Genomic DNA, 19,398 nt, shown 5'->3' with positions numbered 1-19,398 from the left:
ACCCAATTAATAGCCTAATTTGATGAACTTGTAAATACTAGTTTGTGTAAGTTATACGAACTCTTGATGTCAACTTAGTGACCAGCTCATAAGCGATAGTGCCAACCGCCTTTGCAATCGTCTCAACGGGTAACTCGGGCCCCCAAAGTATTACTTTGTCGCCGACCTTATCCTTACAATCTGGGCCAAGGTCAACACACAACATATCCATAGAGACCCGCCCAACAATAGGCACTAAGCGACCGTTAAGCCACACCGGCGTGCCATTAGGGGCGCTGCGCGGATAACCATCTCCGTAACCCATAGCAACTACGCCTAACCGAGTATCTTGTTCTGCTTGCCAAGTAGCACCATAGCCTACCGACTCACCATTTGGATGTTCACGCACCGCGATAAGGTTAGTTTGCAAGGTCATGGCTGGAATCAAACCAAAATCCGCACCGTTATTATCCACTTGAGGAGAAATACCGTACATGGAAATCCCTGGACGATTCCACTGCGCATGAGCCTCTGGCCAAAGAAGAATTCCAGCCGAATTAGCTAACGAGCATTCAACGCCAAGCTCTTTGGTTAATTCGCTAAACAATGTAATTTGCTGGGGTGTTAAGGGATGTTCAAGCTCATCAGCACATGCAAAATGACTTATCAGCTTGAAAGGTGTCTGAATATTTTGGCAACTGCGAATTCGTGGTAATAAATGCTTAAATTGCTCGGGCAACAAGCCCAAACGATGCATCCCTGTGTCGAGCTTAATCCACGTCTCTAAGGGCTGCTTTAATGATAACAGCTCTACCAGCTCTAATTGCTGCTCGCTATGAATGACCGTAGCAACTTGATGTTGCGCTAACTCTTGTGCTTCTGCGCCATCAAAAAAACCTTCTAGCACTAGGATATGCGATTTAATCCCCGCTTTACGCAACGCGATCGCTTCTTTACAACGAGCAACGGCAAAACCATCTGCTAATTCCGCCAAGGCCTCTGCCACTTGCAACATGCCGTGGCCATAAGCATTAGCTTTAATAACAACTAAAATTTTGCTACTAGGTGCACGTTGCTTTAATACTGCGTAATTATGTTTTAAAGCAGATAGCGAAACTTGCGCGTTAGCGATTTCCATTAGTACCTATTCGTCGTCGTAAAATTCGCCAGCCCAGTTATCAAAACGAGAGAACTGACCTTGGAAGGTAAGTGGAACACGACCAATAGGGCCGTTACGCTGCTTACCAATAATGATTTCGGCAAGGCCTTTGTTATCCGTTCCTTCGTTATAAACTTCATCACGATAGATAAACATAATTAAGTCGGCATCCTGCTCAATAGAGCCCGATTCACGTAGGTCGGAGTTTACTGGGCGTTTATCGGCGCGCTGCTCCAAACTACGGTTAAGCTGAGAAAGCGCCACAACCGGTACGTTTAATTCTTTCGCCAGCGATTTAAGCGAGCGGGAAATTTCGGCAATTTCTAAGGTCCGGTTTTCACTTAAACCTGGTACTTGCATCAGCTGCAAGTAATCAATCATGATCATGCTAAGCCCGCCTTCTTCTCGCGCAACACGGCGAGCACGAGAGCGAACTTCGGTGGGGGTTAAGCCAGAAGAGTCATCCACATACATCTTCGATTTTTCGGCCATTAAACCCATAGTGGAAGATAAGCGAGCCCAATCGTCATCATCTAGGGCGCCGGTTCTGATCTTAGTTTGATCAATTCGACCCAGAGAGGCCAACATACGCATCATGATTTGCTCAGAGGGCATCTCCAAACTAAAAATCAGAGCTGGTTTATCTTGGGTCATTGCTGCGTATTCACATAAGTTCATCGCAAAGGTGGTTTTACCCATTGATGGACGAGCAGCAACAATAATAAGATCGGAACCTTGTAAGCCTGCTGTTTTTTTGTCTAAGTCAGCAAAACCGGTAGATACACCGGTTACCCCATCGTTAGGCGCTTTGTACAACTCTTCAATTTTATCAATGGTTTCGGCCAGCAAACCTTTTACTTCTTTAGGGCCTTCGTTGGCATTGGCGCGAGACTCAGCAATTTTAAATACTTTGCTCTCGGCAAAGTCCAACAAATCACTACTCTTTCGTCCAGCCGGCTCATAGCAGCTATCGGCAATTTCATTAGCCACTGAAATTAGCTCTCGAGTTACCGCTCGCTCGCGAACTATTTCAGCATAGGCGCGAATATTAGCAGCACTTGGAGTATTTTTAGCGATCTCACCGAGGTAAGCGAAGCCACCAATATCGTCTAACTGCTCTTGGCGCTCTAGTTCTTCCGATACTGTCACCAAGTCGATAGGCTGACCGCTTTCTGCCAAACGGTGCATGGCGGAAAATGTATATTGATGGGCACGTTGATAGAAATCTTGCTCAACTACCAGCTCCGACACATTGTCCCAAGCGTTATTGTCGAGCATTAGGCCACCTAATACTGCCTGTTCAGCTTCTAACGAGTGTGGAGGCACTTTAAGCTGATCAATTTGCGAATCTTTAGGCTTTCTATCTTTATCTTTAAACTTACGAGAGGGCGCGCTGGCTGCCATAATCTTTCATTGCGGTTGTTTGTTACTGGCGCCTATTATGCGGGAATTATGCAGCCACACCAAGTAACATTTCTCCCAGATTTAGAAACTAAAAAGCCAGCTCTAGGCTGGCTTATTGCAAAAAACGGCTGCTTACATTTTAGCGTAGTAGGCAGCTAATTCGGCAATTTCGGCGTCGGTTAAGTTAGCCGCTTGGCCCTGCATTACAACAGCTTGCCCGCCATTACGCTGCTTATCACGATAGGCTTTAAGCGAAGATACTAGGTATTGCTCATTTTGGCCGGCTAAATGCGGGTAGCCCGGAATCATAGCCTTTCCTTCAGCTCCGTGGCACGCAGCACATAATGGCGCTTTAGCTGGAGCCGCGCTTGCGGTTGATGCGACAAATGGTAGTGACAATGCCAACGCAATAATCAATTTGTTCATCTTCATCCTCTTTATTGTTATTGGGGATCTCTATGTGAGTCCTGACGCTTTCGCTCCACACAATAAAGCCTCAGGAAAATTAAGCTTATCAAATAAAACTCAACAGCAACAGCTTAATACTTAGGCAAAAACCACTATCAAAAAATCGAAATAGGCGGAGCTTGTAAACAGTCCTCTGCATCATGGGTAACTAACAGAGCCGGAATTGACAGCTCTTCAATTTTATCTCGAACAAACTCGCGAAACTGTTTGCGTAAGGGTTTATCTAGCTTGCTAAAAGGCTCATCAAGCAATAACAGTTTCGGCTCTGCCAATAAACTACGTAATACACTTACCCTCGCCCGCTGACCGCCCGACAAACTAGCAATATCACGCTGCTGATAGCCAGGCATACCAGCATCAGCTAAAGCTTGTTCTATAAGTTGAGCTGCTTGGCCTTGTTTGGCATGCGCTAAGCCGTATTGCAGGTTTTGAGCAACATTAAAATGCGGGAACAGCAAATCATCTTGAAACAGCATTCCAACTTGGCGTTGCGCTTGCGGCATGTTCAACAAAGATTTCCCGGCCAGACTCACTTCTCCCGAGCAAGTAAAGCCTTCGTCTAAAGTGCCGGCAATAGCCGCTAGAAAACTAGATTTACCACACCCACTCGGCCCCATAATAGTCACGATTTCACCACCGGCCACCGACATATTAAGCTTGCTTAAAAAGTGCTGCTGAGCAAACGCCAAACCAAAATCTTTAATCTCTAACATTAACTATGCATCCCTCGAAAATGCCGGTAGCGCCATTTAGGCCAAGCAATAGCAGTACTGTACACCAGCAGTGGCAGTAAAGTTTGCCATATCACCATAACTGCAGTGACTCGCCTATCGCCACCAGAAGCCAGCGCAACTGCTTCGGTGGTTAGAGTACTCACTCGCCCTGCTCCCACAAACAAAGTAGGCAAGTATTGAGCAATACTCACAGCAAAACCAATAGCAAAAGCCAAGCCTAAAGGACGAGTAAGCATGGGTAGTTTTACTGCAATAAAACTGCTCCAATAACTATGCGATAAACTAACCGCTGCCTGCATATAACGCTTATCAAAGGCCCGATAACTGCCAACCAAAGATAAATACACATAGGGTAGAACAAAAATAATGTGTGCCCAGATAACAGTGATGAGGTTGCCATCTAGGCGATACTTAAACAGCTGAACTTGCACACCAAATAAAAACACAACTTGAGGCAACAACAAAGGCAAGTACATCATGATTGACCACCAGCGCGACGTATTGGCTTGTTTTAATTGGTACTCCAAGCAGCCAACAACCAGTATTAAACTAATGGCAGCCGAAGAAAACGCAATGCCTAAACTATTAAATAATGGAGATAGCAAGTAACTCCCTGCTTGCTGCCAATAGTGCAAGCTCCACTGTGCAGGCAATACATCAGGAAATCGCCATCGCCAAGTTATTGACCAAATAAGGATCACCAAAAAGCTCAATACTAAGCTAAGCACCAGTGTCACTAACAAACCACGAGCAAGTTTGGCGCTACTCGCTGATTTGCGAACGCCTTGCATGGCTTTATTTAGTTGCCTGGTGAGATAGAGCTTTTCCAAGCCTAAAGACAGCAGCACACTCAACACCACTACTGTAAGCAGTAGCAATGAGCCCGCCGCCCCCACTAAACGCAGATCGATATTGCTATCACTAAACCACTGCCAAACCAATAGTGCCAGGGTTACAGGCTTACTCGGGCCGATAATTTGCGCCACGTCCACAACCGTGAGTGAGAATGCAAGCACCGTAAAAAACGGTAAGCGAATACGCTTAATTAGCTGCGGGAACAAAATATCTTGCCATACTTGCTGGCTCGAATAAGCAAAGCTTTGGCCAAGTGCCAAGCTGCGTTTTACGGGTAATTGAGAACAAGCAGACATTAATACCAATAGCATGAATGGTAACTCTTTCACCCACAAAGCGAGTATTAAGCTTAGCCCCCAAGCATCTTGAGTTGTTTGCCATAAAGGCGGGTAGTTAAAATCGGTTAACCAAGGGGAGACCAAACGCATCAGCCAGCCACTTGGCGCTAATAGAAATAATAAAGCAATGGCCATTGCAGCATGTGGGATGGCCAAAAATGGGGCCAGCGTTTTTTCAAGAAACTGCCACCAACGGCTTTGATAACAGTGCATGATTAGCCAAAGCGCTGATATCAATGACAATAAAGCAGCAGCCCAACCAGTAAACAGCGTAAGCAATACCGATTGCCATAATGAAGGATAACTAAATAGCGGTTGCCAAACGCTTAAGCTAAATTGGTGTTTTGATGCAATTGGAAAGTAGCCAAAAGCAGGTAAAAGCGTATCAATAAAACCAAACAGCAAAGGCAGCATCAGCAGTGCACAGGTCACAACTGGAAATAACACTGCTGCCTTTTTGGAAAATAGACTCATTGGCTATAGCGACGCAACCATTCTGCTTCTAATAAAGCGACCCAAGTAGCATGAGGTTCGCCTAAAACCTTGGCGCGATCTGCAGCACTTAAGCTAGCTTGGTTTTGCTGCCCAGCAAAAAACTGTTGTTGTTCAGCGCTAAGTTTATCCAAAGCTAATACCGTAGGGTCACCCCAATAGGTTAAATCGGCTTTACGTGCTTGCGCTTCAGGCGATAACAAAAAGTTAGCCACGACCATCGCAGCTGCACTGGCGTCACTATTAAACGGAATAGCCAAGAAATGAGTATTCCCTACTGTACCTACTTGATGCACATAACTACGTACCGATTCCGGCAATAGACCTTGTTCAATAGCAGCGGCTGGGTCATTAGGATTAAAGCTAAAAGCAATACTTAGCTCACCGTCATTGAGTAGCTGTTGCATTTGTCCGCTGCCACTAGGGAAGCTTTGGCCACGGCGCCACATTAATGGGTGTAACTCATCCAAATAAGCCCATAGCTTGCTGGTAGCCTTATTAAAATTTTGTTTATCAACTGGCTGATAAAGCTGCGCGGTGTCGTCAATGGTTTCAAATAAGGCTTGTTTTACAAAAGTGGTGCCATAAAAGCTTGGCGGAGCTGGATAACTAAATAAACCAGGGCTTTGCTGTAGGTAGCCAAGTAAAGCTTGCATCGACGTTGGTGCTTGCTTAATCCGCGCACCGTCGTAATAGAATGTCAGTTGGGCGCCTCCCCAAGGAGACTCGTAGCCTTCTACAGGTATGGTGAAGTCATACTGCAAGGCTGGGCTATTGGTATCGGTAAGCGCTAAATTTGGCAAGTGCTGGCTAAATGGGCCATAGAGCAATTTGGCCTCTTTTAAGGCGCGAAAGTTCTCACCGTTAACCCACACCAAATCAACGCTGCCACCGTTAGTTCTGCCACTCACTTTCTCTGCCAAAATACGGCTGACCACATTGGCGGTATCAGTAATTTTTACATGCTCAAGCTCAACACCATAGCGCTGCTTAACTTGCTCACCTGCCCAGCGAATATAGGCGTTAATATTATCGGCTCCAGCCCAGGCATTAAAATACACGGTTTGCCCTTTAGCTTGCTGCTCTATGTCTGACCAACTGCTATTGGCATGGGAAAAAACACTGATAAAGGCGGTCGCTAAAACCAAAAATAAACGCACTCTAACTCTCCTTGTTCAAGTAACCAATTTGCGACAACGAAATACTTATAGTCAAAACCGGATTTATCTCAACTATCTTTCAAAATCCTTTAAAATCATAGCCAATATACAAAAAAACCGCGCCTAGGCGCGGTTTTTTCAAGCTATTTAGCTGAAATTATTCAGCAGCAACAACTTGTAGAGTAACAGTAGCAGTTACGTCAGTGTGAACTTGAATAACAACTTCAACTTCACCTGTGTTACGTAGTACACCGTTTGGTAGGCGAACTTCAGATTTAACTACTTCAACACCAGCAGCAGTTACAACATCAGCGATGTCGCGAGTACCGATAGAACCGAATAGTTTACCTTCTTCACCAGCTTTAGCTTCGATAACAATTGCTTCTAGAGCATTTAGTTTCTCAGCGCGAGCTTCAGATGCTTTCAAAGTCTCAGCTAGTTTAGCTTCTAATTCTGAACGACGAGCTTCAAAAACTTCTACGTTAGCTTTAGTTGCTGGAACAGCTTTACCTTGTGGGATCAAGAAGTTACGTGCGTAACCTGCTTTAACATTAACTTGATCGCCCAAACCGCCTAAGTTAGCGATTTTGTCTAATAGAATAATTTCCATTACCTTTCCTCGATTAATTCGATTGAGTTAGGCTAGTTGCAAACGCCGATTTACTTATGTAAATCAGTGTATGGCAATAGAGCCAGGTAACGAGCACGTTTAATAGCGCGTGCAAGTTGACGTTGGTATTTAGCGCTTGTACCAGTAATACGACTAGGTACAATTTTACCACTTTCAGTGATGTAGTTTTTTAATGTTGCTGTATCTTTATAATCGATCTCAACAACACCTTCCGCTGAAAAGCGGCAGAATTTACGACGACGGAAAAAACGTGCCATAACATTATCCTCGTGATAACAAATCAATTTCAGAAGCATGAAGTACCAATCGATATGAACCGTTGGCCGCTTTGTGGCTATTTATAAAACCACTTACTCTTACTTCACACCCCATACTTATATGCGATGAATCTTGCTTCAAAATATCGCCACTGGCAACTACTGCTATTTGGCAATAGGCTTGGCGAGAAAATCCAGCTTCTTGTTGCTGCGAACGATGCTCTAGCCAAAATTGGCAATGTGCAACACCGGCCGGACTGGTAGAGCGTTTTGGTGCGCGTAATACTCGCCCCTGCAAAACCAACCTATTTTCAGACATAAGGTCTTATTCTTCGCTAGCTGACTCTTCTTTAGCTTCTACTGCTGGAGCTTCTTCAGCTGCTGGTGCTGCTTCTTCACGACGAGCTGGACGCTCTTCGTCACGACGAGCTGGACGCTCATCTTTAGCTTTAGCAATTGGAGAGATCTCTGTAACAGCAGACTTAGTGCGCATGATCATGTTACGGATAACAGCATCGTTGAAACGGAAAGCAGTTTCCAATTCATCAACAACTTCTGCGCTAGCTTCGATGTTCAAAAGAACATAGTGGGCTTTGTGCAATTTTTCGATTGGGTAAGCCAATTGACGGCGGCCCCAATCTTCCAAGCGATGGATGCTACCGCCGTTATCTGTGATAACTGCTGAATAACGCTCGATCATACCTGGAACTTGTTCGCTCTGGTCTGGGTGGACCATGAATACGATTTCGTAATGACGCATGATTGCTCCCTACGGGTTATAGCCTCGTTCATGGTACAGCCGAACCGAAGAGGCAAGGAACTAAAAGTAAAATGGCTGTTTTAGGGGCGCTGATTTTATGTGAAGGCGAGAATTTAATCAAGCTAAATTAAAGCCTCTGAATGATATTCCACTCAGAGACTAGTAACTCAGTATTTATGGCAGGGTAAATTGGGTATTAACGGCGCTGGCGTACCGCTTCAAACAGGCAGATTCCTGCTGCAACCGATACGTTTAAACTTGATACAGCACCTAGCATTGGTAACTTCACGAGTTCATCGCAGGTTTCACGAGTTAAGCGGCGCATCCCGCTGCCCTCGGCGCCCATCACAATCGCCATTGGGCCTTGTAATTTACTGTCGTAAATGAACTGTTCGGCCTCACCTGCCGTGCCAACTACCCACACGCCTAGCTGCTGCAGTTCGCGCAGTGTTCTAGCAAGGTTAGTTACCACTACTAGAGGTACGGTTTCGGCCGCGCCGCAGGCTACTTTGCGCACAGTGGCATTTAATTGAACCGATTTATCTTTTGGCACAATTACCCCCGCCACGCCGGCAGCATCGGCATTACGTAAACATGCCCCTAAGTTATGTGGGTCGGTTACTCCATCTAATACCAAAAACAGCGGAGCCGAGCTAGATTCAACCAGCTGCTTTAAATCATTTTCGTTATAACCACGACCTGCTTTTACTCGCGCCACAATGCCTTGGTGTTGCGAACTTTCGGCTTTGTCGTCTAGGGCTTTACGTGGCATAAACTGAACCGAAGCGCCCAAACGACGCAACTCATTCAGCAAGGGTAATAAACGCTCATCTTGACGCCCTTTTAAGGCATACACTTCAATAATTCGCTCGGGGCTGCGCTCTAGCAAAGCTTGCACTGCGTGCAAACCATAAATAACTTGTTGGCTCATGTTTAATTCTTCTGTTGTTTAACAGCGTTACGCTCTTGTTTACCAGGGCGCTGCTTACGTTTCTTTTTAGGCTTTTTGCGCGTTTTGGCATTAGCCTCATTATTTGATTTTGCCTTTTTAGCCGCAGGATCACGTTGCTGCCAAGGGCTAAAGCCACCTTTGTTCTCGCTGCTACTCTCATTACTCTTCGATTTAGCAGTGCCGCGGCGTTTACCTTTATTTTTACTGTCGCGATGGCGTTGTTTCTTTTTACCATCCCTAGAGCGTTCGGAATCCCCGGTAGATTTAGCAAAGCGTTTGCCGCGACCACCATCTTTGCCAGTTCGCTCTGGGCGGTCAAATTCATCGGCCTGTCCATCTTTATTAACGATGACAAATTCCATTTTACGATCGGCCATGTTTACCGAGGCTACTTTAACTGTAACCGCATCACCAATTCTAAAGCGCTTTCCGGTTTTCTCTCCCACCAAGATCTGGCGAGCGGCATCATAATGATAATAGTCGCCACGTAAAGAGTTGATATGTACTAACCCATCAATATGAAACTCATCCAAGCGAGCAAAAAAGCCAAAACCGGTGACTGCAGCAATGGTTGCAGGTAACACGGTGCCCACGTGATCTTGCATGTATTCACATTTAAGACTGTCGGATACTTCGCGGGTGGCATCATCGGCGCGACGTTCAGTCATTGAACACACTTCGCCAAACTTATCCATTTCATCATCTTGATAAGAGTAACCACCGGTAACTGTCCATTTGTTTTTAACGGTTTTACCGGCGGACTCTGCTTCTAACTTATTAACTAGAAACTTAATCACTCGGTGCAATAACAAGTCTGGGTAACGACGAATAGGTGAAGTAAAGTGCGCATAAGATTTAAGCGCTAAACCAAAGTGGCCAATGTTGTCAGGTTGATAGACCGCTTGCATCATAGAGCGCAATAACATGGTTTGAATAAGCTCAAGATCAGGTCGCTCTTGAATGGCTTCAACTAATTTAAAGTAGTCACTCGGCTGTGGCTCTTCGCCTCCGCCTAATGGCAGTCCTAACTCGTTCAGGAAACCTCTAAAATTAGTTAAACGCTCTTTACCGGGGCGATCGTGCACCCGATATAAAATGGCTTGCTGATGCTTTTCTACAAACTTAGCCGCTGCCACGTTTGCCTGAATCATGCACTCTTCAATCATTTTGTGTGCATCATTACGGGTTAGCGGAACAATTTGCTCAATTTTGCGTTGGGCATTAAAAATAAAACGGGTTTCTTGCGTTTCTAGCTCAATACCACCGCGCTGGGCACGGCTTACTTTTAAAGCACTGTATAAGCGATGCAGCTCTTGCAAGTGCGGAACTTGTTCGGCGTAGCGCTGGGCTAAAGCTTCATCACCATCCAGAATCGCCGCCACTTTGTTATAGGTAAATCGCGCATGCGAGTGCATTACCGCTTCATAAAATTTATAACCCGATAAACGGCCAGCAGCGGAAATGGTCATCTCTGCCACCATACATAAGCGGTCTACTTTTGGGTTAAGTGAACACAATCCATTGGAGAGTTGCTCTGGCAACATAGGGATAACTTGGTCTGGAAAATACACCGAGTTACCACGATTTAGTGCTTCTTTATCGAGTGCTGCATCGGGGCGTACGTAATAAGACACATCTGCAATAGCTACCCATAAACGCCAGCCGCCAGACTTTTTCGCTTCACAATATACTGCATCATCAAAATCGCGCGCATCTTCACCATCAATGGTAACCAATGGTAGTTCACGCAGATCAACGCGGTTTTGTTTAGCCGCATCATCCACTTCTTCTTCAAGCTTACTAACGGCTTTAGTGACCGCTTTTGGCCACTCATGTGGAATATCGTGATTACGCAAAGCAACTTGCACTTCCATGCCCGGTGCCATTTTCTCACCGAGAATATCAATCACTTTACCTACAGCCAGTTTCGGAGCAGAGGGGCGACTAAGCACTTCAATCACTACCACTTGGCCTTGGCGAGCACCCGCTGTGTCATTTTTGCCAATGAGAATATCTTGGTTAATTCGAGAATCGTCCGGTACTACATAGCGATGATTGCCCTCGACAAAAAAGCGCCCCACTAACTCTAATTTACCTGGTTTTAATACACGAATAACTTGGCCTTCACGGCGACCGCGCTTATCCATGTTAGATGGCGCTGCCAACACAAAATCGTTATGGAAGACCTTACGCATTTCTTTTGCGGGTAAGAATAAATCGGTACCTTCTTGGGTAGTTTTTAAGAAACCAAAACCATCGCGATGGCCAATAATGGTTCCGGTCACTAAACCTAAACGCTCTGGTAAGGTATAAGCACCAATCCGCGTAGTAACCAAAGCACCTTCATCAAGCAACTCGGCAAGGCTTGCCGAGAATTGGCTACGTTGTTCTTCACTACATAAGGCTTTGAGCCAGTCTTTAGAAACGGGGGCCATTTCTTCTGTTAAGGCAGCGAGTAAGGTCGATTTTAGTGTGGCCGACACAGCCTGATTTTGCATTAACTAACCTACTAAGTTGAGTAATAGAAAGTATTACTCTTCAAGAATAGCTCTATGTTAATGCTTTGCGCGTGGCTTTAGTAGGGTTGGTTGCTTGCTTTAGCTTTAACCACTACATATTCAGGCATTTTGCTGGCAAGCGCAGCTAATAATTGGCTGGCTTCACGGTGAGTTTGTTTGTCGGCAATGATTGAATGATGTAACCAGCGATAGGCATCTTCATAATCGTAAGGGCTGCCTTTGCCTTCCACATAGAGTGACACTAAGCGCAACTGAGCAGGTAGAAAACCTTGTCCTGCTGCTTCACGTAATAGTGGAATAGCTTTGGCGTAATCTTGCTGAACTAAGGTACCCGTTGCGTAATAGCGACCTAGCTGCTCCATGGCAGCTGCTAACCCTTGATTAGCCGCTCGCCACATATACATGACGCCAAGCTCAGGATTTGAATCAACACAGACTCCCCATGCCAGCATATCGCCCCATAAAAACTGATAGGCGGGAATCGCGACTTTTTCGGCCCGTGCCTCAATATCTTCAACTAACTGGCAATCGTCTGCTTTCACCCGAGCAAGGTGCTGATTGTTGTTAATCCAAGTGATTAACTCGTCTTGCTTATAAAGCTGAACCGCTTCAATATCTGATGGACTGGTGTATTCGGTAGGGTCGATAGTGACCGGCTCAGCTTGCTGTGCTGGCGTGTCTAATTCATCATCCACTGACAAGGCATCAATAGATTCTGCAAAGGCCGCTGAACTTATTCCCGCAGCAAGAAGTAGTGAAATGATCTGCTTATTCATAGCCGTTCCTATCGTCTTAACACTTAAGCTATCGGCATCATGCAAAAAAACTAAAGCCACTTTTATCTCTGATAATCTAAATGGCCATTTCTACGCTAACGCTAGCTTTGAAGCTTGTTTAAGATTAGCTTAGCTCAAGTATTGCAGCGCAAATAAGTGGGCAACAACAGCTTTATATTTAACTTTAACTCGGGATAAGGAAGTGACGATAACTCTGCAAGCCAGTACTCAATCTCGCTTCATGTTTCTCGCGAGATAGGTTTGCTTAGTTCAAGGCGAAGCTGCTCGCCAATAGCTAGCTTATTGCAAGTAGCTTAAAACACCGAAATAAGTAAAAGAGGCCGTCAGAAACCATTTATTATCCCAAGCCTAGCTTAGTTAGGTACTTCGACAACATGCGAACACAAAAAAGGAGTGCATTGCACTCCTTATTAGGATTTAAAATTTGTAATTAAACAAATTCTACGCCTTTATCGATGTCACCGTGTAAGGTGTCTAACATGCCGTCAATTGCAGCTTTCTCAAATGCACTAATTTCACCATAAGGTAAGATTTCAGCAACACCTTGAGGACCCAAGCGTACTGGTTGAGCAAAGAACTTAGCATGTTCACTGCCGCCATCAACGTAGGCACACTCAATTACGTCTTCGCCTTGAGCGGCTTTAACTAAAGACAAACAGAAACGTGCGGCTGCTTGACCCATAGAAAGTGTAGCGCTACCGCCACCCGCTTTAGCTTCAACGACTTCAGTACCGGCGTTTTGAATGCGCGTGGTCATCGCGGCAATCTCTTCATCGGTGAATGAAATACCATCTAGCTGAGATAACAATGGCAAGATAGTTACACCACTGTGGCCACCAATAACGTTTAAGTTAATGTCGGCAGGATTTAAGCCTTTTGCTTCTGCAATAAATGTTTCAGAGCGGATTACGTCAAGTGTAGTCACACCAAACAATTTGGCAGGGTCGTATACACCGGCTTTTTTCAACACTTCTGCAGCAATTGGCACGGTAGTATTAACAGGGTTAGTGATAATGCCGATACACGCTTTAGGGCAAGTAACAGCAACTTTTTCGATAAGATTTTTAACAATACCAGCATTGATGTTGAATAGATCTGAACGATCCATACCTGGCTTACGCGCCACACCAGCTGAAATAAGAACAATATCGGCACCTTCTAGGGCCGGGCTTGGGTCTTCGCCTGCAAATCCTTTAATGGCCACTTGTGTAGGGATGTGGCTCAAATCTACAGCAACACCTGGTGTTACTGGGGCGATGTCGTAAAGCGAAAGTTCAGAACCAGCGGGTAACTGAGTTTTTAATAGTAATGAAAGGGCTTGGCCAATTCCGCCTGCAGCACCTAATACGGCAACTTTCATCAAACTTCTCCATGCTTTTTGTAGTTGTAGAGGGGATGTCTATAGAGACAGCTGACAAGATAACGGAATCCGCCTCAAAATACAATTTAGCAACATTTTTAAAGCAAGTTTAAAACAGGAAAAGGTTGCCTTAATCACACTTTAACAATATGGCTTAAGACCTTGGTCTAACAGTATTTGTTAGTTAAAAAAGGACTGATATATTGTTTGGTAAGTGCCATTATTTTTTAACACTTTAAGCGCATGGTTGATTTGATTCAGCAGGTCTTCGTCTTGCTTGGAAACAGCCATTCCCAAACCACTAGCAGGATAGCTTTCATCGACTTGAGTAACAAAGTTGGGATGACTCGCTAACCAGTAATGCGCAGCAGCGGCATCTAAAAACACCGCATCTATTTTCGTTTGTTCTAAATCATTAAGTGCCAATTGATAACTGGGGTAAGCAATCGATAAAATATCTGGTCGTTGCTCACGTAAAAAACGCATAAAGCTAGAACCGCTTTGTACTGCCACAACAGCACTATTAGCCAAGGCCTGGTCAGAGCTAGTTATATATACCGCCATATTGTCAAAATACGCATCGCTAAAATTAACTAACTGTTTTCGCTGCTCGGTGATATCTAAAGCTGAAATCGCCAAGTTATAGTGCCCTGCTGCAACACTCGTCAGCAAACTGTCAAAAGGCTGATGGTAAAACTCACATTCCCTGTTTATTTGTATACACACCGCTTTAGCTAGTTCGATATCAAAACCTACTAATTGCTTTTGCTCGTCAAAGGCTTCAAATGGCGGGTAAGAGGCTTCGGTAACAATTCGTAAGGGTTTATCTTCAGCAAAGGCCGAACTAAACACAAAAACAGAAAGAAGAATGAAAAGTTTAATCCACATAATCAACTACTCATCGAGTCGGATGGGGCTATCATAATTCAGCTTAGCAAAGGCTCACAACTAATTGTTATTAAATGCAATAATAATTCTGTGTCACAGTATGCATTTATATGCATAAAACTAGAATAAAGTTGAATTAGAGTAAAAAGTTGGCGACAATGGCAGCGGATTTATAAGCTCGGATCACCGATGAAATATAGCGATAAACAAGAACAGTTAATAAAAGCCTTTAAATCACTGTTAAAAGAGGAACGATTTGGCTCGCAAGCCGAAATAGTGACCGCCCTGCAAGAGCAAGGTTTCGAAAACATTAATCAATCGAAAGTGTCACGCATGTTAAGTAAGTTTGGCGCGGTGCGTACTCGTAACGCAAAAATGGAAATGGTTTACTGCCTACCAGCAGAATTAGGGGTTCCAACCGTTTCTAGCCAATTAAAAATCTTAGTATTAGAAATGGATTTCAATGACGCACTCATCGTTATCCACACCAGCCCCGGCGCAGCTCAACTAATAGCCCGTTTGTTAGATTCATTAGGCAAAGCTGAGGGTATTCTTGGCACCATTGCTGGTGATGACACTATTTTTATCACCCCTACTCGCCAAGTAGATATTGCCGATGTCTTCCAGTCAGTGAAAGAACTCTTCGAGGTTGGCTAACTAAGCCTAAATAGCTTCCCTAAAGCGATGCTTTAGGGAAGACAAATGCCGCATCCCCATCTACCGATAACCATACTTTTGTGCCAGCACTCGCCTGCCAATGATCGCGCATACGCGCATGTATCACCCGCTCAGGCATATTGCTTAGCTGCAATCTAAAGTGAGTTTCATTTCCCATTGCATGCACTGATATCACTGTAGCTTCTATCTGATCTTTGTTTTCGAGCTGGTGTACCACGATATCTTTAGCCCGCACAATAATCTCTGCCACTTGCTTATCTTCTATGTCAGCCGCAGCAAACGCCCCAAGTGGCGTGTTAACTTTGTGCCCTTCAACTTCCACTTCAAAGCGATTACTAGGGCCAAATAACGCTGCCACAAAGGCGTTTTTCGGATTGTTGTAAATTTCTTGAGGGCTGGCATTTTGCACAATCTCCCCCTTTTCCATCACTACAATTTTGTCGGCGATAAACATTGCTTCTAGTGGATCGTGAGTCACCATTACCGCAGGGGTATTGGTTTTCTTAAGTACATCAAGGGTTTCTTCACGTACTTGCTGACGAAGATGCTCATCAAGCGCGGAGAAAGGCTCATCTAGCAGTAAGGTGCTTGGCTCTGGAGCTAAGGCACGAAGCAAAGCTACTCGCTGCTGCTGTCCACCCGACAAGGTATGCGGAAAGCGCTCTAACAAACCTTGCATGCCCATATTATCTAGGCTTTCTTCAATCCAATTACGCCGCTTAACAACCTCTTGCTGTTTACGTAAACCATACTCGATGTTTCTACGCACACTCATATGAGGGAACAAGGCATAGTCTTGGAACATCATGCCAATGGCACGTTGCTCTGGTGCGAGATGAATCGCTTGCTTGGGCGCAGCCACTAGCTTGTCTTGCAAGTAAAGCTCGCCACTTTGTAATCGCTCTAAACCGGCGATAAGACGTAACAGTGTAGTTTTACCACAACCCGATGGACCCAATAGCGCAACGATTTGATTCTCGCTCACTTCAATGCTGACATTTTTTAATGCCTGTTGTTCGCCGTAAAAATGGTTAACTTTGCGTAAAACAATACTCATTGTGGGTTCATTGTCCTTGTGGGCGACGTTCAGAAGAACCGATATTTCGACTCATAATAATAACCGGGATTATGCCCGCCAGTAATATAGTTAATGCAGCCAGAGCGCTTTGCTCAAGCTGCTCTAAAGAGGCTAAATCCCATACTTGGGTAGATAAAGTATCAAAATTAAACGGCCTTAGTATCAAGGTTATAGGCAACTCTTTCATGGTGTCTACAAATACCAGTAGCATGGCGGTGAGCACACTTGGTCGTATTAAAGGTAGATGAATTCGCCATAGCGTCTTACCTGAACGGCTACCAAGAATACGTGAAGCGTCGTCCATTTCAGGAGTAATTTTGGTAAGGCTTGCGTCGAGAGTACGATAGCTTAAAGCGATAAAACGCAGCGAATAGGCCAATACCAAGGCGCCACCGGTGCCAGTGAGCAATAAGCCGGTGGGATAATCAAACCAGGCTTTCATTACGCTATCAACAGCATTATCAAACACACCAAGCGGATACAAAATACCCACTGCTAGCACCGCACCAGGGATGGCGTACCCCAAGGTTGCAGCCTCGGCGATGCTACGCATTTTATTGCTTTTAGATAAGCGAACCCCGTAGGCTAGCAACAAACCCAAAATCGTTGTTAGCAACGCGGCCATAATCGCCAAAGAAAAACTGTTCCAAGCACTATTTAAGTACTGCTCTAATCCTTGGTCTAAATTGCGTAATGCATAATTAGTTAACACCGTGATAGGCAAGATGAAACCAAGACTAATAGGCAATAAACATAAAGCGGTGGCTAGCCATGCTTTAAAGCCCGAAAGCGGTTCGGCAAACATAGCGGGAGATTGACCAGTCAGCTTATAAAACTTACCAGCGTTGCGGCTATAGCGCTCTAAACCCAGCAGCAAGATAGAAAAACTCACCAGCATTAAGGCTATTTGAGCGGCGGCGGACAGGCTGCTCATGTTTAGCCACACATCAAATATTCCCGCGGTTAACGTAGGCACTGCAAAAAACTCTACCGTGCCATATTCATTAATGGTTTCCATTAGCGCTAATGTAACCCCAACCACAATGGCAGGTCGCGCTAGTGGCAATGCCACTTTAAAAAAGCTCTGAGTTTGACTTTTGCCTAGGCAGCGGCTCATTTCAAAAAGCTGTGCAGCTTGCTCTACAAAAGCAGCTCGCGCTAACAAATACACATAGGGATACAGCACTAAACTCAATACCGCAATGGCGCCCTGAATGGACCGAATCTCCGGGAACCAGTAGTCTCGTGCAGTTTGCCAACCAAACAAAGCGCGCAAGCTTTTTTGCACAAAACCTGCATATTCAAGTTGGTCAGTAATAACAAAGGCGAGGATGTAACTTGGCACCGCTAAGGGTAGCAACAGCGCCCATACCAAAACCGACTTCAGAGGAAAATTAAAGCGCGTGACTAACCAAGCCGCACCGGTACCCATTAAACTGGTAAACAAAGCCACGCCCAAACACAGCATTAACGTGTTTTTAACGTAAATCCAAAATACCGTATCCAGTAAGTGTTGCCAGATTTCTTGGTTGTCGGCCCATGAGAGCATTAAAATGGTAGCAATAGGGACAATGGCTAAGGCAGCAATTGCTAAGGCAAGCCATACCCAAGGGTCAAAGCGTAAACGAGCTAGCGAGAAAGGCGAAGTAGAATTGGCGGTAGTGCTCATAGCTTCCAAATAAAAAAACGGCACAGAGCCGAAAACTAATAAAGCTGACCTAAGGCCAGCTTTATTGACGCTTGCTAATAGAATAGCAAGTTTAACAACCTTTACATGTCATAGCCAACACGGTCAACTAAGCGTGCTGCTGCAGCACGTTGGTCTGCCACTTCTTGTAAGGAAATACGGTCAGCTTTGAAATCACCTAGGCTTTCAATAAACTCATCAGTTTTGATACCGGTGCGAACTGGCTCTTCGTAGTTAGCAGTAGCGTATAAACCTTGAGCTTTTTCACCAACTAAGAACTCTAACAACTTAATGGCATTGTCTTTGTTTTTAGCTGTTTTCAATAAACCAGCACCAGAGATATTAATATGTTGACCACGGCCGCCAATGTCTTGGTCTAAGTATACAACGCGGATCTGCTCGGCCCACTCTTGCTGCTCTGGGCTCTTAGTGTTGTAGAACATCTTGCCCATGTAGTAACGGTTAGCAATCGCTAAATCACATTGGCCTTCGAAGATGGCTTTAGCTTGAGCGCGGTCGTTACCCTGTGGCTTGCGTGCCAAGTTAGCTTTTAGACCTTTTAGCCACGTTTCTGCGGCAGCTTCACCGTCTTCTGCAATCACTGAAGCAATTAAACCAATGTTGTAAACATGCTTACCAGAACGAGTACAAATACGGCCTTGCCACTTTGGATCAGCTAAGTCTTTAAGTGAGTTAAGCTCGCCTTCTTTAACACGGTCTTTATGTGCATAAATAACACGAGCACGTGTGGTTAAAGCAAACCATAAATTATCTGGGTGGCGTAAGTGAGCCGGAACAACTTCATCAATAACTGGAGAGTTAACGGCTTCAAATAAACCAGCAGCGCGCACTTCTTCCAAACGGCCGATATCAACGGTAAGTACCAAATCAGCAGGATTATTATCACCAGCGGCTTTGATCTTTTCAGCTAAACCTTTAGCAGCATGCACAACATTCACTTTAATGCCCGTTTCTTCGGTAAACGCATCAGTTAAAGGTTGTAACAAGCTTTGTTGGCGGTAAGAGTATAAGTTTACTTCTTCTGCAGCTAAGGCTGGAGTGGCAACCACTAGTGAAGCCACCATGGCCACTAATGAAGAGAATACTGATTTATTCACAAATGAGTCCTTCAATATATGTCAAACGCAAATCGTTATCATTTGGCTTTAGATTAACATGAGACAACATCTTTCGCTATGTTT

At 44.8% G+C, this 19,398-nt stretch carries 19 protein-coding genes; 1 reads left to right on the top strand and 18 read right to left on the bottom strand.

Annotation, left to right across the window (positions count from 1 at the left end):
* Window positions 1–37 precede the first annotated feature (37 nt).
* From alr to LQZ07_RS05265, 15 genes are all read right to left on the bottom strand, one after another.
* Entirely contained in the window at window positions 38–1,117 is a 1,080-nt protein-coding gene (gene alr, locus LQZ07_RS05335) for an alanine racemase (protein ID WP_152780549.1), read from the bottom strand.
* A gap of 6 nt (window positions 1,118–1,123) precedes the next feature.
* Entirely contained in the window at window positions 1,124–2,542 is a 1,419-nt protein-coding gene (gene dnaB, locus LQZ07_RS05330; protein WP_016400832.1) for a replicative DNA helicase, read from the bottom strand.
* A gap of 132 nt (window positions 2,543–2,674) precedes the next feature.
* On the bottom strand, window positions 2,675–2,968 hold the full coding sequence (locus LQZ07_RS05325; protein WP_040306938.1) for a cytochrome c: 294 nt from the start codon (window positions 2,966–2,968) through the stop codon (window positions 2,675–2,677).
* 137 nt (window positions 2,969–3,105) lie between these two features.
* Window positions 3,106–3,723 carry an ATP-binding cassette domain-containing protein gene (locus tag LQZ07_RS05320; protein WP_152780550.1) on the bottom strand — a complete coding sequence of 206 codons (618 nt, stop codon included), beginning with the start codon at window positions 3,721–3,723 and terminating at the stop codon, window positions 3,106–3,108.
* Window positions 3,723–5,411: an ABC transporter permease gene (locus LQZ07_RS05315; RefSeq protein WP_152780552.1), complete on the bottom strand. Its 1,689-nt coding sequence runs from the start codon at window positions 5,409–5,411 to the stop codon at window positions 3,723–3,725. The genes LQZ07_RS05320 and LQZ07_RS05315 overlap by 1 nt, the downstream gene beginning before the upstream one ends.
* Window positions 5,408–6,589, bottom strand: a complete 1,182-nt coding sequence (locus LQZ07_RS05310; protein WP_249483554.1) for an ABC transporter substrate-binding protein — start codon at window positions 6,587–6,589, stop codon at window positions 5,408–5,410. The genes LQZ07_RS05315 and LQZ07_RS05310 overlap by 4 nt, the downstream gene beginning before the upstream one ends.
* 157 nt (window positions 6,590–6,746) lie before the next feature.
* The gene (gene rplI / locus LQZ07_RS05305) at window positions 6,747–7,199 is read right to left on the bottom strand and encodes a 50S ribosomal protein L9 (protein ID WP_016400826.1); all 453 of its coding nucleotides are present in this window, start codon (window positions 7,197–7,199) and stop codon (window positions 6,747–6,749) included.
* Window positions 7,200–7,249: 50 nt separating this feature from the next.
* Entirely contained in the window at window positions 7,250–7,477 is a 228-nt protein-coding gene (gene rpsR, locus LQZ07_RS05300) for a 30S ribosomal protein S18 (protein WP_016400825.1), read from the bottom strand.
* Between the two features lie 4 nt (window positions 7,478–7,481).
* Window positions 7,482–7,796, bottom strand: coding sequence for a primosomal replication protein N (gene priB, locus LQZ07_RS05295; protein ID WP_040306936.1), 315 nt, complete (start codon window positions 7,794–7,796; stop codon window positions 7,482–7,484).
* Window positions 7,797–7,802: 6 nt separating this feature from the next.
* Window positions 7,803–8,237: a 30S ribosomal protein S6 gene (gene rpsF, locus LQZ07_RS05290; protein ID WP_016400823.1), complete on the bottom strand. Its 435-nt coding sequence runs from the start codon at window positions 8,235–8,237 to the stop codon at window positions 7,803–7,805.
* Window positions 8,238–8,433: 196 nt separating this feature from the next.
* Window positions 8,434–9,168 carry a 23S rRNA (guanosine(2251)-2'-O)-methyltransferase RlmB gene (gene rlmB, locus LQZ07_RS05285; protein WP_016400822.1) on the bottom strand — a complete coding sequence of 245 codons (735 nt, stop codon included), beginning with the start codon at window positions 9,166–9,168 and terminating at the stop codon, window positions 8,434–8,436.
* Window positions 9,169–9,170: 2 nt separating this feature from the next.
* On the bottom strand, window positions 9,171–11,687 hold the full coding sequence (rnr, locus tag LQZ07_RS05280) for a ribonuclease R (protein WP_152780554.1): 2,517 nt from the start codon (window positions 11,685–11,687) through the stop codon (window positions 9,171–9,173).
* Window positions 11,688–11,764: 77 nt separating this feature from the next.
* On the bottom strand, window positions 11,765–12,484 hold the full coding sequence (locus LQZ07_RS05275; protein ID WP_016400820.1) for a tetratricopeptide repeat protein: 720 nt from the start codon (window positions 12,482–12,484) through the stop codon (window positions 11,765–11,767).
* 451 nt (window positions 12,485–12,935) lie between these two features.
* Window positions 12,936–13,865 carry a malate dehydrogenase gene (mdh, locus tag LQZ07_RS05270; RefSeq protein WP_016400819.1) on the bottom strand — a complete coding sequence of 310 codons (930 nt, stop codon included), beginning with the start codon at window positions 13,863–13,865 and terminating at the stop codon, window positions 12,936–12,938.
* A 180-nt stretch (window positions 13,866–14,045) separates the two neighbouring features.
* Window positions 14,046–14,753, bottom strand: coding sequence for a transporter substrate-binding domain-containing protein (locus tag LQZ07_RS05265; protein WP_152780556.1), 708 nt, complete (start codon window positions 14,751–14,753; stop codon window positions 14,046–14,048).
* A 189-nt stretch (window positions 14,754–14,942) separates the two neighbouring features.
* Here LQZ07_RS05265 and argR point away from each other — a divergent pair, with 189 nt between their 5' ends.
* Complete coding sequence (gene argR / locus LQZ07_RS05260; protein WP_016400817.1) at window positions 14,943–15,410, top strand: transcriptional regulator ArgR; 468 nt, start codon at window positions 14,943–14,945, stop codon at window positions 15,408–15,410.
* Window positions 15,411–15,429: 19 nt separating this feature from the next.
* On the opposite strand, the gene LQZ07_RS05255 is transcribed toward argR, so the two are convergent.
* The 3 genes from LQZ07_RS05255 to LQZ07_RS05245 all read right to left on the bottom strand — a co-directional run bounded on the left by LQZ07_RS05255 (window position 15,430) and on the right by LQZ07_RS05245 (window position 19,314).
* Window positions 15,430–16,488 carry an ABC transporter ATP-binding protein gene (locus tag LQZ07_RS05255; RefSeq protein WP_152780558.1) on the bottom strand — a complete coding sequence of 353 codons (1,059 nt, stop codon included), beginning with the start codon at window positions 16,486–16,488 and terminating at the stop codon, window positions 15,430–15,432.
* A gap of 7 nt (window positions 16,489–16,495) precedes the next feature.
* Complete coding sequence (locus LQZ07_RS05250; protein ID WP_016400815.1) at window positions 16,496–18,178, bottom strand: iron ABC transporter permease; 1,683 nt, start codon at window positions 18,176–18,178, stop codon at window positions 16,496–16,498.
* 101 nt (window positions 18,179–18,279) lie between these two features.
* On the bottom strand, window positions 18,280–19,314 hold the full coding sequence (locus LQZ07_RS05245) for a Fe(3+) ABC transporter substrate-binding protein (protein WP_249483552.1): 1,035 nt from the start codon (window positions 19,312–19,314) through the stop codon (window positions 18,280–18,282).
* Between the last annotated feature and the right edge of the window lie 84 nt (window positions 19,315–19,398).

This window comes from Agarivorans sp. B2Z047 (genome assembly GCF_023373605.1).
Classification (GTDB): domain Bacteria; phylum Pseudomonadota; class Gammaproteobacteria; order Enterobacterales; family Celerinatantimonadaceae; genus Agarivorans; species Agarivorans albus.
Note: the sequence above shows the minus strand (reverse complement) of the source record. Positions and strands in the feature narration are given on the sequence as shown.

Bases quoted from the DNA above. Each gene is read 5' to 3' on its own strand.
- alr (WP_152780549.1), bottom strand. From the start codon at position 1,117: ATGGAAATCGCTAACGCGCAAGTTTCGCTATCTGCTTTAAAACATAAT.
- dnaB (WP_016400832.1), bottom strand. From the start codon at position 2,542: ATGGCAGCCAGCGCGCCCTCTCGTAAGTTTAAAGATAAAGATAGAAAG.
- LQZ07_RS05325 (WP_040306938.1), bottom strand. From the start codon at position 2,968: ATGAACAAATTGATTATTGCGTTGGCATTGTCACTACCATTTGTCGCA.
- LQZ07_RS05320 (WP_152780550.1), bottom strand. From the start codon at position 3,723: ATGTTAGAGATTAAAGATTTTGGTTTGGCGTTTGCTCAGCAGCACTTT.
- LQZ07_RS05315 (WP_152780552.1), bottom strand. From the start codon at position 5,411: ATGAGTCTATTTTCCAAAAAGGCAGCAGTGTTATTTCCAGTTGTGACC.
- rplI (WP_016400826.1), bottom strand. From the start codon at position 7,199: ATGGAAATTATTCTATTAGACAAAATCGCTAACTTAGGCGGTTTGGGC.
- rpsR (WP_016400825.1), bottom strand. From the start codon at position 7,477: ATGGCACGTTTTTTCCGTCGTCGTAAATTCTGCCGCTTTTCAGCGGAA.
- priB (WP_040306936.1), bottom strand. From the start codon at position 7,796: ATGTCTGAAAATAGGTTGGTTTTGCAGGGGCGAGTATTACGCGCACCA.
- rpsF (WP_016400823.1), bottom strand. From the start codon at position 8,237: ATGCGTCATTACGAAATCGTATTCATGGTCCACCCAGACCAGAGCGAA.
- rlmB (WP_016400822.1), bottom strand. From the start codon at position 9,168: ATGAGCCAACAAGTTATTTATGGTTTGCACGCAGTGCAAGCTTTGCTA.
- rnr (WP_152780554.1), bottom strand. From the start codon at position 11,687: ATGCAAAATCAGGCTGTGTCGGCCACACTAAAATCGACCTTACTCGCT.
- LQZ07_RS05275 (WP_016400820.1), bottom strand. From the start codon at position 12,484: ATGAATAAGCAGATCATTTCACTACTTCTTGCTGCGGGAATAAGTTCA.
- mdh (WP_016400819.1), bottom strand. From the start codon at position 13,865: ATGAAAGTTGCCGTATTAGGTGCTGCAGGCGGAATTGGCCAAGCCCTT.
- LQZ07_RS05265 (WP_152780556.1), bottom strand. From the start codon at position 14,753: ATGTGGATTAAACTTTTCATTCTTCTTTCTGTTTTTGTGTTTAGTTCG.
- argR (WP_016400817.1), top strand. From the start codon at position 14,943: ATGAAATATAGCGATAAACAAGAACAGTTAATAAAAGCCTTTAAATCA.
- LQZ07_RS05255 (WP_152780558.1), bottom strand. From the start codon at position 16,488: ATGAGTATTGTTTTACGCAAAGTTAACCATTTTTACGGCGAACAACAG.
- LQZ07_RS05250 (WP_016400815.1), bottom strand. From the start codon at position 18,178: ATGAGCACTACCGCCAATTCTACTTCGCCTTTCTCGCTAGCTCGTTTA.